Annotated in this window: 13 protein-coding genes; 6 read left to right on the forward strand and 7 right to left on the reverse strand. The window is 47.0% G+C overall.

Going from position 1 to position 12,508, the window contains the following annotated elements; all coding sequences use genetic code 11:
- Positions 1-47: 47 nt before the first annotated feature.
- Entirely contained in the window at positions 48-965 is a 918-nt protein-coding gene (locus BRW63_RS18210; protein WP_073073674.1) for a histone deacetylase family protein, read from the forward strand.
- A 122-nt stretch (positions 966-1,087) separates the two neighbouring features.
- Positions 1,088-1,342 (forward strand): hypothetical protein, encoded by a 255-nt coding sequence (locus BRW63_RS18215; protein ID WP_073073715.1) that lies wholly within the window; start codon positions 1,088-1,090, stop codon positions 1,340-1,342.
- A gap of 48 nt (positions 1,343-1,390) precedes the next feature.
- Here BRW63_RS18215 and BRW63_RS18220 read toward each other — a convergent pair whose 3' ends face one another.
- Both BRW63_RS18220 and BRW63_RS18225 read right to left on the reverse strand, forming a co-directional pair.
- Positions 1,391-2,548: a PAS domain S-box protein gene (locus tag BRW63_RS18220; protein ID WP_073073717.1), complete on the reverse strand. Its 1,158-nt coding sequence runs from the start codon at positions 2,546-2,548 to the stop codon at positions 1,391-1,393.
- 367 nt (positions 2,549-2,915) lie between these two features.
- Positions 2,916-4,034, reverse strand: coding sequence for a DNA topoisomerase IB (locus BRW63_RS18225; protein ID WP_073073719.1), 1,119 nt, complete (start codon positions 4,032-4,034; stop codon positions 2,916-2,918).
- Between the two features lie 180 nt (positions 4,035-4,214).
- Here BRW63_RS18225 and hpxZ point away from each other — a divergent pair, with 180 nt between their 5' ends.
- Positions 4,215-4,589 (forward strand): oxalurate catabolism protein HpxZ, encoded by a 375-nt coding sequence (hpxZ, locus tag BRW63_RS18230; protein WP_073073721.1) that lies wholly within the window; start codon positions 4,215-4,217, stop codon positions 4,587-4,589.
- Between the two features lie 117 nt (positions 4,590-4,706).
- Here hpxZ and BRW63_RS18235 read toward each other — a convergent pair whose 3' ends face one another.
- The 3 genes from BRW63_RS18235 to BRW63_RS18245 form a co-directional block, all read right to left on the reverse strand.
- Entirely contained in the window at positions 4,707-5,993 is a 1,287-nt protein-coding gene (locus BRW63_RS18235; protein ID WP_073073723.1) for a glycosyltransferase family 4 protein, read from the reverse strand.
- Between the two features lie 828 nt (positions 5,994-6,821).
- Positions 6,822-7,790, reverse strand: a complete 969-nt coding sequence (gene sds / locus BRW63_RS18240; RefSeq protein WP_073073725.1) for a solanesyl diphosphate synthase — start codon at positions 7,788-7,790, stop codon at positions 6,822-6,824.
- Positions 7,791-8,186: 396 nt separating this feature from the next.
- Positions 8,187-9,200, reverse strand: coding sequence for a glycosyltransferase family 2 protein (locus BRW63_RS18245; protein WP_073073727.1), 1,014 nt, complete (start codon positions 9,198-9,200; stop codon positions 8,187-8,189).
- On the opposite strand from BRW63_RS18245, the gene BRW63_RS28375 reads away from it, so the two are divergent.
- From BRW63_RS28375 to BRW63_RS18255, 3 genes are all read left to right on the forward strand, one after another.
- Complete coding sequence (locus BRW63_RS28375) at positions 9,199-9,354, forward strand: hypothetical protein (protein WP_181314393.1); 156 nt, start codon at positions 9,199-9,201, stop codon at positions 9,352-9,354. The two genes, BRW63_RS18245 and BRW63_RS28375, sit on opposite strands and share 2 nt — an antisense overlap.
- A 142-nt stretch (positions 9,355-9,496) precedes the next feature.
- Complete coding sequence (locus BRW63_RS18250) at positions 9,497-10,645, forward strand: AAA family ATPase (protein WP_073073729.1); 1,149 nt, start codon at positions 9,497-9,499, stop codon at positions 10,643-10,645.
- A complete protein-coding gene (locus BRW63_RS18255; protein ID WP_073073731.1) occupies positions 10,642-11,253 on the forward strand; it encodes a hypothetical protein in 612 nt (203 codons plus the stop codon). The genes BRW63_RS18250 and BRW63_RS18255 overlap by 4 nt, the downstream gene beginning before the upstream one ends.
- 110 nt (positions 11,254-11,363) lie before the next feature.
- Here the strand turns inward: BRW63_RS18255 and BRW63_RS18260 are convergent, their stop codons facing one another.
- Together BRW63_RS18260 and BRW63_RS18265 are read right to left on the reverse strand one after the other, a co-directional pair.
- Entirely contained in the window at positions 11,364-11,597 is a 234-nt protein-coding gene (locus tag BRW63_RS18260; protein WP_073073732.1) for a hypothetical protein, read from the reverse strand.
- A gap of 4 nt (positions 11,598-11,601) precedes the next feature.
- Positions 11,602-11,973 carry a hypothetical protein gene (locus tag BRW63_RS18265; RefSeq protein WP_073073734.1) on the reverse strand — a complete coding sequence of 124 codons (372 nt, stop codon included), beginning with the start codon at positions 11,971-11,973 and terminating at the stop codon, positions 11,602-11,604.
- Between the last annotated feature and the right edge of the window lie 535 nt (positions 11,974-12,508).

The raw sequence follows: 12,508 nt of genomic DNA on the forward strand, positions 1-12,508 counted from the left end.
GAAAGGATTTTTAGCCCTTATTTTAGCGATCGCTCGACCCAAATTTTATGACGTTCCCTATCATTTACTCCGATCAATTCTTGCTCCATGAAACGGGCTATTTTCACCCCGAAAAACCGGAGCGGTTGAGGGCAATTCAGCAGGCGCTTAAAGCAGCACCTTGGGCAGATCTGTTGGACTGGCGAAAACCGACTTCAGTTGAGGCACGATCGCCGCTGGCTTTTGTGCATCAAGCTCACGATCGCCGCTATATAGAAGCCGTTCGGCAGTTAGCAAATCGGGGTGGCGGTCACATTGATGGTGATACGCCTGTCTCTCCGCGCAGTTTTGAAGTGGCGCTGCTGGCAGTCAACGCTTGGATCGATGGGGTAATTTTAACCCTGACCACAGGAGAGCCGAGCTTTGTGTTAATGCGCCCGCCCGGCCATCATGCCGTTTCTGATTTGGGTATGGGATTTTGTTTGTTGAGCAATGCTGCGATCGCGGCGCTCTATGCTCTCGATCATGGCGCAAATCGCGTTGCCATTCTCGATTGGGATGTGCATCACGGCAATGGCACTCAAGCGATCGTCGAAACTAATCCCAATATCGCCTTTTGTTCACTACACGAGTCGCCACAATACCCTGGCACGGGCAGCGCGAACGAGCGAGGGTTTCACGACAACGTGCTAAATTTGCCGATGGCAGCGGGGAGTACGATCGTCGATTATCAGCCCCTATTTGAGTCGAAAATTATGCCGTTTTTAACTGACTTTCAGCCTGATTTGCTGATTGTTAGTGCAGGTTACGATGCCAATCACGACGACCCGTTAGCCAATATTTCGCTGAAGCCTCAAGACTATGGCGTGTTTACAGATTATTGCTTGGCGCTAACTCGGCGAATTGTCTTTGGGTTAGAGGGAGGCTATGACTTAGATGCGCTGGCGCGATCGGTGGTGGCAACCGTCGATCGGTGCCTGATCTAGAGACAAATTTATGAGCAATACCTTGATCTTGAGATAGACGCGTAGAAGCAGAATTGGAACTAAGCTACTAACACCAACGACAAAGATCTTTGAATGCTAAAAAGTCCAGCAGAATAAATATTATGCAACTCCAAATTGAATGCAATAACCTGCTCCACAGCCAGGAACTCTGCTGTCTATGTGAACAATCTTTTGAATGCAAAGAAGCACGAGTGATTGTTTGCAACGATCAAGGATCAGGATGTGGAAATGCCTGCCCTGAGTGCATTAGTCAAGGCTTTAGCTGGATTAAAACTCAGTTTGAGCAATCGAACCGCTCTCAGAGAACAGGGCGGGATTATCAGAGAAAGACACAAGGAGTTGCGATCGGTGCATAGTCACAAATTCTATCAATCAAGGATTAACCTGACACTCAAAACCTGTCTTCACTCTTTGATGATCAGATGGTTTTGAGCGTCTACCACGATCGTTCCTTGCTGCTGAAGTTTGCCTAAAAGACGAGTGACTGTGACTCGCGTTGTGCAGCAAGCACTGGCAAAATCTTGATGAGTTAGCCGCACTCTTAGTCGGGTTCCTTGGGCGACGGGTTGCCCGATTTCCTGCTTGAGCAGTGACAGCAACCGATTCAAACGGTCTTGCACCCGAAGCTGCCCATAAATTGTCAAAAAGCTCTCTGTTTGTCTGAGACGCTGATTCATTGACGGCAGCAGCGCTTGAGCGAGACGAGGTGATTGAGAAACCTCGGTCAGGGGAATTGACACAAGTTGCACGGTGGCCAGCGCGATCGCTTGATAAGTCTGAAGTGAGGTAAAGCTCGACCCAAACACCATGCCATCGGTGGCCAGCCCCACCAGCATCTCATCGCCACTGTCAGATAACGTCGTCAGTTTCACCAAGCCTTGCGCCACCAGCCATAAGGCTTGCGTATCTAGCGGAATCACTTCGCCCTTTGTGTAAGTCTGCATCGGTCGGTCTTGAAAGGGCGTATAGTCACCTTGTTCTAAGGCAGCTTCTGCTCGCTTGCGTTCGGTGATGTCGCGCACGAGCCAGCGCAAAAGAGGTGCATTTTCGGGGTAGCGAATTACGTCAACGGTGAGCATCGCATCAAACACTTCATTTGAGTGCCGTTGCAGCCGCACATAAGCATCTACATGGTCACGCTGTGCAAGCTGAGAGAGTTTGGCTCTAAACAACGGACGATCGTCGATCGCGACTACACTAACTAGAAGTTTGCCGACTAAAAACCGCTGCTGTCTCGAAAGCAGTGCCACCGCAGCGCGGTTTGCCTCGCGGATGTTGCCCCCCAAGTCGGTGACGAGATAAGCATCAGGCGCAAACTCAAACAAGTTTTGATAGCGCTGGCGTTCAGCTTCGGTGCGATTGCGGGCGACTAGAAGTTCTTCATTTTGGCGAGTTAGCTCCTCCATTGCAACTTGCAATTCTTCGGAGGCGACTCCTAATTCTTTGAGAGCAACAGGCAATAATTCGGGTGATGGAATCGGAGTCGCGTTTGCATCGTGACAGAGAATCGACAAACGACCATACATCGTCTCAACTTGCTGGCTCAAGAGATTGATGTTCATTCTTGCCTGCTCAACTTTTAATCTTGGTAGGATAGACAACTTGAACTAGCGACACAAGTAACCGAAATGATGATCTTAAGAATCTTTGTGTTGGAAATCACACTCTGACTTCATAAGAATTTTGCCGCTATTTCACGACTGACTCCTCGAAATTAACACCAATTTTAAAAACAATTGCGATCGTTCCAAACGATCGCGTCAGGGCGGTTTTGGGGGTGTGGCATCGCCGTGCCCTCTTGCAGGATTTGTGTAAATAAAAACCTCTAGAGGTTTAGCGCTAGAGGTCGGACAGTTAAATGCTGAATCCTAGATACACAGCCGATTGTTTCGATTTCGGAAAAGTTCAAATATTTGTTTTGCAGCTTGGTTAGTCAGCATCGCAAGGCTTGACTTTCTCTAGCAGTGCAATCACGGCTAACTCTTCCGATCGCAGCGCATACGCATCTTCTGCCACTACATCGACAAATTGCTGCATCACCTCATGCAAAGACGCATCCATATAAGCCTCTAAAACGGCGGGATGCACATAATATTTTCGACAGGTTGCCGGACGGTTGCCTAAGTGAGCCGCGACGGTTTTAAGCGCTTGTGTGATGTTCTTTTTGGCAGCCGTTTGCGAGGTGAAGATCCCGATTTCGACCAGGTGGGATGCTGCTAAAACGGTGCCTGCCCAGGTGCGAAAGTCTTTTGCTGTAAAGTCATGACCCGTGATTTCTCGCAGATAATCATTGACATCGGTTGACGTAATGTCTTGAGGGTGCCCGTCTTCGGCGATGTATTGAAACAACTCTTGACCCGGAATTTCTTGACAGCGCTTGACGATTTTTGCCAGCCGTCGATCGCTCACTTCAATGTCATGATCAACGCCACTCTTACCCCGAAACTGAAACTGAATTTTAGACCCATGAATCTGCACATGCTCATCGTGCAGCGTCGTCATGCCATAAGAATGATTGGTCTTGGCATACTCTTCGTTGCCCACGCGAATGCGAGTTAGCTCCATCAACTTCACGATCGCCGCCAGCACTTTAGATTTAGGCAACCCCGACTGCGATAAATCGTGATCCAATCGTCTGCGAATCTCAGGCAACGATTGGCTAAACGCAATCATGCGCGTAAATTTTGTCTGATCGCGAACCGATCGCCACAAAGGATGATAGCGATATTGCTTGCGTCCTTTTGCGTCGCGCCCCGTCGCCTGCAAGTGACCATTCTTAAACGGACAAATCCACACATGATGGTAGGCAGGCGGAATTGCCAGCGATTCAATCCGCCGGATTTCGTCAGGGTCACGCACCGTCTTGCCATCTGCCCCCACATAAGTGAAGCCTTTTTTGCCCGATCGCTTCCGTTCAATTCCAGGAATGTCATCTGTGACATACCGCAACCCGACCGCCTCAGCCGACTCTATGGGGTTGGTCAGAATCTCAGCAGAAATCGCGATTTCGCGCTCGTCTTCTACATGCTGATTAAGTTTAAGCTGCATGAATGGTTTAGTTAAGAAACTATAGTGCCCTATACATTCACCCTAAGCAATCTGAGATAATCTAAAATCTGCACAGCAGCATAGGTGTCAAAAATGATGGGGCAGAATCTTGACCTGCGATCGCACTTGTTAAATGGCAATGATTGTTTGCGATGTGCCCTCCTAATGTGATCAAAGACTATGCAAATTAATCTTCCTGACGTTTTGGCAGAAGTGACCGCCGCCTTTGAGCGCTATGAAGCGGCTCTGGTAGATAACGATGTCACCACGCTGCATGAAATGTTTCTCAAGAGTTCTCACACGATTCGCTATGGCGTGGCTGAAAACCTGTATGGATATGACGCGATCGCCGCGTTTCGCGATGCTCGTTCTCCGGTCAATCTCGATCGGATTTTACGAAACACCGTCATCACTACCTACGGGCAAGATTTTGCGACTGCCAATACAGAGTTTCAGCGCAAAGGCTCTGGGTTAATCGGACGGCAAAGTCAAACCTGGGTGAAGGCTCCTGAAGGATGGCGCATCACATCTGCCCACGTTTCACTGATGGCCTAATCGTGAAGTAGGGTTGTTGATGAATTTGTTCAAAGCCCCATATCAGTGTTTTAGTCCATTTCAATGGACTTCTGCTATTAGCCCGGAACTTAAGTTCCGGGTGGGCTTTCGAGTCAACTAGGCACCGACCACAGCCCGCTTCTTCGCAGGCTTTTCGACAGGCTTTTCTTGAAGCACCTGATAATAGAGTTTGCTCAGTTGAGCCGCTACCCCATTCCAGCTAAAATGCTCTTCGACGCGCTGACGGCCGGTTTGACCTAATTGATCGCGCCACTTTGAGTCAGACAAAATTCGGTCGATCGCCACCGCAAACGCCGCCTCATCTTTTGCCGGAGCCAGCAATCCCGTCTCTTCAGGAACTACAGTGAACTGCAACCCACCCACATCACTGGCGACGACTGGTGTATTGCTGGCCATCGCTTCGATCGCAACCAATCCAAATGGCTCATAGTGGCTGGGCACGACTGAAACATCTGCCGCCGCGTAATAGAGATGTAGGTTATCTTCACCCAAACGACCGGGGAATAAGGTCATTTCTTGCAGTCCCAACTCGGCAACAATGCCTTCAATGCGCTCTCGCTCAATGCCATCACTTTGACCCGGACGGCTGCCGCCCCCAATCACTAGCTTAAGATTTCCTTCACCTCGCAGCTTTGATTGACCGACTGCCCGCACCAGCGTTTCGATGCCCTTACGACGATCGAATCGCCCTACATAAAGCACGACTTTATCTTCAGGTGAGAACCCTAATAGCTGACGTGCCCTGGTTTGAGAAATCGAGCCAAATCGACAGATATCAGTGCCGCATGGAATCACGTCAATATTGCCGTGGGGTGAAACCAGCGATCGCATATGTGCCATCTCTTGAGGACTGGTGGCTACAATCCTATCAGCAGTTTCGAGACAGGTTTTCTCACTGGCAAGCCGCGTTTTAGCCACTAAAGGAATCGTCGAAATCGACTGATATTTCACAGCGCCCAAAGAGTGATAGGTGTGAAGCTGCTTGAGCGGTTGCAGTTTCTTCAACTCCATGGCGATCCAGCCTGACATCCAATAGTGAGTGTGCACTAAATCGTATTCGATGCCATTTTCGGCTTGAAAGCGTCGGAACGATTGTACAAACTCTGGCATATAAGGAAACAAATCATCTCTAGGAATGAATGCTTCTGGACCTGCGGTCAAACGAATCGTGCGGCAGTGACGGCTGTGCTCAACAATTTTAGGTTGTGTGGCATCAGACTGCCGGGTAAACATATCAACTTCCCAGCCTTGACGGGCAAGGGCTTCACCCACTTGGCGAACGTAGACATTTTGTCCACCTGCTTCTTCTTTGCCGATTTCAATGGCAGGGTCGCCATGTTCAGAAATTAGTGCAATTCTCTGCCTTTGACCTAGAAATAGCATAGTTTTATTTACCAAAATTCGGTGAATAGAAGGGCGTTAAAAACTCTGATCAATCGCGTATGCAAAACTTAATTGACTCTTAAGTTACAGCCAAACCGCGATCGAGCAAATCAGTCATGGGAAAGAACTATCGAACGATTTCAAGTGGCTTTAAGGATGAGAAAGCCTCAAAGTGCCTCACACCAGCTACGACTTTTGCTCACGTTTTGCATCAAAAAATCTTTACGACTAACCAAACAGATGGCTAATCAACAACCTCGTCCTATCCTTCCTTATTGCTAAACTTCAATTAGATTCATCGGCTACAAGTTATACAGAAGCTCGATCTCAGGTCAAGCTTTGACGTTTCAGGAAACTCAGTAACTAGATGCGATCGCACGTTGAACTAATAAGATTGCTGATTGTGAAGTCGGTTGACTAAAGAATATCCTACTTGAGGCAATTTTGCAAAATTACTCAAATTAATCAGTTGTTTAAACCACTTTTATGAATAAGTCCACTCACAACATTTGACTAGAAGACAGATTTGCGAAGTGCCTAAAACGAACGATCGACAAATCACATCTAACTTTTTGTAGATTTACCAAACTCTAAAGTTGTCACAAAAAATGGGGCAGATCTCTCTACCCCAAGGCAAAAAACAAGGCTGAATTAACGTCAGTTCAACGGGGTTTTCGCTTCGTTCTCAGCAGCTTCTGTCCCCTAAATCCCCCATTCTGGGGGACTTTGAACCGGAAATTTTGGCTTGAAGTCCCCCAATTTTGGGGGATTTAGGGGGCAGCCCGGATTGGCAACCGTAGCGAAAAGCTTCATCGAATTCACGTTGAATTAGTACAGACGACTCAAAACATAATCGGCTAACTTGGTTAGCGCTTGACGAGACTCAGAGATTGGCAGATCTGACAGATGCTCGATCGCGGCCTTAGCGTGATGTGCCGCTAAAGCACGCGATCGCTCAATGCCACGACTATCTTTAATCAGCGCCAACGCTTGCTCTAAATCACCTGCTTGAGCAAACTCTCGCTCAATCAAGACTTCTAGATAGGGTTTTTCTTCAAGTGCGTAGAGAACCGGAGCCGTCAAATTGCCACTTTTGAGGTCAGACCCCGCAGGCTTGCCCAAACTATCGATCGAGCCTGTGAAATCTAAAATATCGTCTACAATCTGAAACGCCAACCCAAAATCACGACCATAGCCATAAAGATGTTGGGTCTGGGCTTCGGGTAAGTCACTCAGCACAGCCGCCGCCTTAGCACTATTAGCAATTAAAGAAGCCGTTTTGTAATAGCTTTTTTCAAGATAGGCCTCGATCGACATGATAGAAAATCGGTTTAGCCCCTGCTGAATCTCGCCTTCTGCAAAATCTTTGATCACTTCTGACAGCAGTTTGACGACCTGCAAGTTGTCAAGATTTGCGAGATACCAAGACGATTGAGCAAACAGAAAATCTCCTGCCAACACTGCAACTCGGCTACCAAAACTGCTGTGAACGGTCGGAATGCCCCGCCGGACTTCCGATTCATCTACCACATCATCATGCACGAGGCTTGCAGTGTGAATCATTTCAGTGATTTCAGCAAGTCGCCGATGGCGTTCGGTCATTCCTTGATTAGGCATTGTTGCCCGTGCCACTAGGAAAACGATCGCGGGGCGAACCCGTTTCCCCCTGGCTCCAAAGAGGTGTTCTGCGGCAGCATAGAGAATGGGATGACGAGCACCAATTAACTGTTTAAGGTTCTCCGTCAGCACACAGAGGTCTGCTTCAACCGGGGAAAATAGGGAGGTTGCTGAGGTCATGAATAAGCCAGCGAAGGGGCGACATGGTTAAGAAACTTTACAAGTCCTGACTTTATTTTAAGATAAGCACTGGGTTCGTGGAATATCAAGGCAGAAAAAGTTTGAGATTAGCAGCCAGTTTAGTCAAAAAACGTAAATTTGATGAGATCCCTCGCTGCGGTTGCACCTCTGGAACGCCCCCTAAATCTCCCACAAGTGAGGGACTTTGAACTGAAAATTGGGTCTGAAGTCCCCCAGAATGGAGGATTTAGGGGGCAGAAGCACTTTACAACAGAGCGAACATCCTCATTGAACTGACGTTAAAAAAAGCTGTTCGAGATGCTTTAGCCAACCGATTAATGTCGGACGATCGGTCTTGCAGGTTGCTTCGCGAGGTCAAGGCTGACGTGAGTGGAATTATTTGGGTTCTTCAGACTTCCCAATCACTTCTCTGACTCGATAAATGGGTCTGCCCTGCGATTCGTGATAGGTTCTCATCGACAACTCAGCTAACAGCCCAAAACTAAATAGCTGTAGCCCTGACAAAAATAGCAAGACCGCCAAGATCAGCAGTGGACGTTGCCCAATACTCTCCCCAAAGGCGAACTTAACATAGGCTAAATACAAGCCTAATACGGTGCCTGAGATCAGTGCTAGCAGACCAAACAAGCCAAACACGTGCATCGGACGAGTCAAAAACTTCCGCATGAAGAAGATCGTGAACAGATCCATAATCACGCGGAAGGTGCGGTCTAAGCCATATTTGCTTTGCCCATAGCGACGAGCATGGTGACGCACTGAAATCTCGGTGATTCTCGCGCCTTCGATAAAAGCAAGCGCGGGCAGAAATCGATGTAGCTCTCCGTAAAGATTCATATCGGCAACCAGTTCTGCACGATAAGCTTTGAGCGAACAGCCATAATCGTGGACACGCACCCCGGTGACTCGTCCGATTAGCCAGTTGGCGATCTTAGAGGGCAAGACTCGCGTGAGAGAAGCATCTTGTCGATTTTTGCGCCAACCGCTCACCAGGTCGTAGCCTTCTTCTAATTTCGCCATCAAAATGGGAATGTCTGCGGGGTCGTTCTGTAAATCACCATCTAAAGTAATGATGATTTTGCCTGTAGCGTGGCTAAACCCGGCGGCGATCGCGGCCGTCTGTCCATAATTGCGTCGCAAAATCACGGCTCGTAAATCTGTTCGAGTTTGAGCTTGCTGTTTGAGAAGCGCATCGGAACCATCTTGAGAGCCATCATCGACACAGATAATTTCGTAGTGAATCTGCTCGGCAATCAGGCTGGTGGCGATCGCGTCTAACAATAATGGAATGCTCTCGACCTCGTTATAGATGGGCACCACCACTGAGAGGTCTGGCGATTGAGACGCTCGATCGGGAGCTTGAATTCCATTCGTGGCGAGAGACAGATTCATGAGTGGCTCGGCTCTAGAGATGCAGAACAGGAGAGAGCGATGGCTCAAACTTGAAGAGTCTAGCTTATCAGTTAAAGATGGGTTTGCAGAAGTCTACGGTGCGATCGGGTGGGGGCGATCGCGTCAAAAACTGAGTGCAGCAGTCAAAGCATAGGTCGTATTTTTAGGTAGGTGTGCTAGTTGGTTGAGGCAGTTGTTCATAGCCTAAGTATGCTCCTCAACATTGGGTGTTCCAGTACTAACTTAGCTCTAGAAAAGGTAGTATTGAAAAGCTAAAAGGCGATCATCTCTAAACAATGATTATTTCTCACTTAATTTTGAAAAACTGGAGAAACTTCCGGCACATTGAAGTTGACCTTAGAGATAGAGTCTTCCTAGTTGGTCCTAACGCCTCTGGTAAATCTAATTTTCTTGATGCCCTAAGATTTTTACGAGATCTCGCAAAAGATGGCGGCGGTCTGCAAAAGGCTGTTAGAGATCGCGGAGGACTATCTAAAATTAGATGTCTATATGCAAGACGATATCCAGATGTTGAAATAGAGGTACATTTGTCAGAGAACGAACTACAGCCACCTACTTGGAAGTACGGCATCGGAATTAAACAAAGAAAAGGTGGGCAGAACGACCCTGTTCTCTCATATGAGAAAGTTTGGAAGAATGAGAAGCAATTAGTCAACCGTCCAAACGATGAAGATGAGAAAGATAATTTGCGTTTAACTCAAACTTATTTAGAACAAATTAACGCAAATGCAGAGTTTCGAGAAGTCCCAAAGTTTCTTGAATCGATCTTATACTTGCATTTAGTGCCTCAACTATTACGTCATCCTGAAGCTTTTAGTGGGCCAGGAGTTCAAGAAGATCCTTTTGGCAGAAATTTCTTGGAGCGAGTTACTAAGACTCCAGAGAAAACCCGGCGGTCTCGTCTAAAAAAGATTGAAGATGCTCTAAGGATTGCAGTTCCTCAGCTAAAGCAGTTGACTGATATTAAAGATGAAATGGGCATTCCTCATCTTGAAGCAGTCTACGAACATTGGCGACCTGGAGCAGGTAAGCAGCGTGAAGATCAATTTTCAGATGGAACAATACGTCTTATTGGTTTGCTATGGTCTCTTCTTGAAAGCGATTCTCTTCTGTTGCTTGAAGAACCAGAATTATCTCTAAATGCTGGTATCACTGCTAAACTTCCCTCGTTAATCTATCGACTGCAAAAGGCGAAAAAGCGACAAGTTATGCTTAGCACTCACAGTGCCGATCTGCTATCAGATGGGGGCATTGGTGGCGAGGAAGTTTTAATGTTGACACCAACTGCCGAAGGTACAAAAGCTGAATTAGCTTCTTCAATCGAAGAAGTCAGCAGTCTTCTTGATGCGGGTTTAACTGTTGCTGATGCAGCTTTACCTAGAGCAACTCCTAAACAGATTGAGCAACTGAGCTTACTTAGATGACTGATATTCCAATTAATTTAGCGGTTGAGGATGATCTAAGCGAGGCAGTATTGAAGGAAATACTGAAGCAGTCCAAAAGACCATTTTCTGTTGGAACTTGCTTGAAGCGACAGGGCTATGGTTATCTCAAAAAAAATCTTCCAGGTATAAACAAGGCTGCAAAAGGATTACCGTATTTAGTGTTGACAGATTTGGATAAAGCCGAGTGTCCACTAGCCTTAATCTCAGAATGGCTATCTCAACCAAAGCATCCGAATCTAATTTTTCGAGTTGCAGTCACAGAAGTAGAAGCTTGGCTTTTGGCGCATCGTGAAGCGTATGCAAAATTCCTTGGTATTTCAGTAAGTTTGATTCCTGATAATGTCGATGCAGTGCCTGACCCTAAGCAGTTACTAATTGATTTGACTAGAAGATCGAGAAAGCGCACTCTCCGCGACGCAATCGTACCTGCACCAAAAAGTAGTGCCAAAATCGGTAGAGACTATAACGGTCAGCTTATTCAGTTTGTTCAGCAGAACTGGAAAGTTGAGCTTGCAAAGACTCATTCTCCAAGTTTGGAAAGAGCAGTAAATGCAATAGTCAATTTTGAGCCTATCTGGAAAACTTAAAAAAGAATTCTTGGTGTGTTCGCTTTCCTTTTATCAATAGCCACTAACGCCAACTAGTCCAATAACGCAGCGCGGCCATTTGTATAGATTTTCTTCGCTGAGTTCGAGGTCTACCCTCCCTTTGGCTGATAGCTCTCTACAACTCGTCCCGCGCCTCTCATTTGTGCGTAATAAGTCCGACTCACCGCATCGCCTCGATCGGATAGTTCATCAATCCCATTGCGTCCTTGATCTTTGCCGGAACTGTGGATGTAGCGATCGCTGCCTAAATGTTCAAAATGTTTAGCAATCGATCGGGCAAAGAACTTACCCGATCGATTGTTAAACAGTTCCCCAACGCCCAACTTTCTAGAGTTGAATGGTGACTTTGTTGTGCAACTCCTCCACTTGAATCAATGAACCGTTACCCACGACGATGTTGAATCTCGCCAGCGATCGCTCAATTTGATATCCCGGCAACACTCGGACGATTTGATATTCAGTCGTCAAGTCACTCGTGCCATCCCATTTGAACAATGCCAGTTGATTGGATGCAATCTCACTCAGTTGTGAAACAAACTCTTCAATGCTGTCGCTCACATTCACGAGAATGCCAGACGAAAGGAAGATGTAACGCTCTTGCAAATCCAAAGTCACACTAACTCGATAACGTTTTTCGGTTGAGCATCGCAACTCAACGGTGAACGAAATCGAGCTAGGAATCACAGTCCTAACTCCCATATTATTTTGTCCTCTCGGTTAGTTCAAAGAGGACAAGAACCCTGATTTCTCAGACATTCTATAGGGATGAAAAGGATATGCAGGATCTTGATTCCAGCCTTTCAAGATCCCATAGCAAAGCCGACGGTGTACAATCATGAACGCCTCCTGAGTTAGTTACGTTAACTAGGGATGGAAGTCCTCGGAGTCTGATCTTGCACATCAGATTTCCGGGGCACAACTTCATCACTGCGATGTATTCTACAGGAGTTTTTTGTTTTTTGGAATGCTGAGTTTTTGAGAGGGAAGCGATCGTTTCTTTGGGGAGGTGGGGAGCGATCGTTGCTTTAAGATCTCTGATGAAAAGTGAGGGGAAATACACAGAAAGTTTCGGGGTATCTGCCTAAATCAGGGAGATATACGGAAAGTTTCCGTATAATCAATAGTTAGACGTGCGACTCGAAGTCGTTCGGGGGAGTTGGAAGGACTTCAAAAGCCCTTCCCTGTCAGTGTTCAGGCAGATGTCCGCCTTGGAATGTTCAACCAGTAATGGGAG

The organism is Phormidesmis priestleyi ULC007 (genome assembly GCF_001895925.1).
In the GTDB taxonomy this organism is placed as follows: Bacteria; Cyanobacteriota; Cyanobacteriia; order Leptolyngbyales; family Leptolyngbyaceae; genus Phormidesmis_A; species Phormidesmis_A priestleyi_A.

Bases quoted from the DNA above. Each gene is read 5' to 3' on its own strand.
- BRW63_RS18245 (WP_073073727.1), bottom strand. From the start codon at position 9,200: ATGAATCTGTCTCTCGCCACGAATGGAATTCAAGCTCCCGATCGAGCG.
- sds (WP_073073725.1), bottom strand. From the start codon at position 7,790: ATGACCTCAGCAACCTCCCTATTTTCCCCGGTTGAAGCAGACCTCTGT.
- BRW63_RS18265 (WP_073073734.1), bottom strand. From the start codon at position 11,973: ATGGGAGTTAGGACTGTGATTCCTAGCTCGATTTCGTTCACCGTTGAG.
- BRW63_RS18255 (WP_073073731.1), top strand. From the start codon at position 10,642: ATGACTGATATTCCAATTAATTTAGCGGTTGAGGATGATCTAAGCGAG.
- BRW63_RS18210 (WP_073073674.1), top strand. From the start codon at position 48: ATGACGTTCCCTATCATTTACTCCGATCAATTCTTGCTCCATGAAACG.
- BRW63_RS18250 (WP_073073729.1), top strand. From the start codon at position 9,497: ATGATTATTTCTCACTTAATTTTGAAAAACTGGAGAAACTTCCGGCAC.
- BRW63_RS18225 (WP_073073719.1), bottom strand. From the start codon at position 4,034: ATGCAGCTTAAACTTAATCAGCATGTAGAAGACGAGCGCGAAATCGCG.
- hpxZ (WP_073073721.1), top strand. From the start codon at position 4,215: ATGCAAATTAATCTTCCTGACGTTTTGGCAGAAGTGACCGCCGCCTTT.
- BRW63_RS18235 (WP_073073723.1), bottom strand. From the start codon at position 5,993: ATGCTATTTCTAGGTCAAAGGCAGAGAATTGCACTAATTTCTGAACAT.
- BRW63_RS18215 (WP_073073715.1), top strand. From the start codon at position 1,088: ATGCAACTCCAAATTGAATGCAATAACCTGCTCCACAGCCAGGAACTC.
- BRW63_RS18220 (WP_073073717.1), bottom strand. From the start codon at position 2,548: ATGAACATCAATCTCTTGAGCCAGCAAGTTGAGACGATGTATGGTCGT.
- BRW63_RS28375 (WP_181314393.1), top strand. From the start codon at position 9,199: ATGAGTGGCTCGGCTCTAGAGATGCAGAACAGGAGAGAGCGATGGCTC.